The organism is Vibrio sp. 1402 (assembly GCF_033340275.1).
The window spans coordinates 1-516 of record NZ_JAWOWE010000714.1 but is presented as its reverse complement, the minus strand read 5'-3'; the positions used below and the strand labels follow the sequence as shown (position 1 = coordinate 516).

1 protein-coding gene is annotated in these 516 nt (G+C 48.3%); it reads left to right on the top strand.

Annotated elements, in window-relative coordinates:
• Positions 1 to 516, top strand: a 516-nt coding sequence (locus R7044_RS28090; protein ID WP_225456378.1) for a cation:dicarboxylate symporter family transporter, incomplete at both ends; no start/stop codon positions are given.

Here is a 516-nt window from a genome sequence, read left to right as displayed (position 1 = left end):
GAACTACATCGGTATTCTTGCTTGGGGTGTGGGTCTTGGCCTTGCACTTCACCACGCATCAGCAACAACGAAAGCGGTATTTGAAGACCTAAGCCACAGTGTTTCTCACATTGTTCGCTTCATCATCCGTCTTGCACCATTTGGTATCTTTGGTCTGGTTGCTTCAACTTTCGCGACAACGGGTTTCAGCGCGCTAGCAAGCTACGCTCACCTTCTTGCGGTTCTACTTGGTGCAATGATGATTATCGCGCTAGTAGTAAACCCAGCGATCGTATTCTTCAAAACCAAACAAAACCCGTACCCATTGGTATTCCAATGTCTACGTGAAAGTGGCGTAACAGCGTTCTTCACTCGCTCAAGAGCAGCGAACATCCCAGTAAACATGGCGCTATGTGAGAAGTTAGACCTAGATGAAGACACTTACTCAGTATCTATCCCTCTGGGTGCAACCATCAACATGGCTGGTGCTGCAATCACTATCACAACGCTAACGCTGGCTGCAGTGCACACAATGGG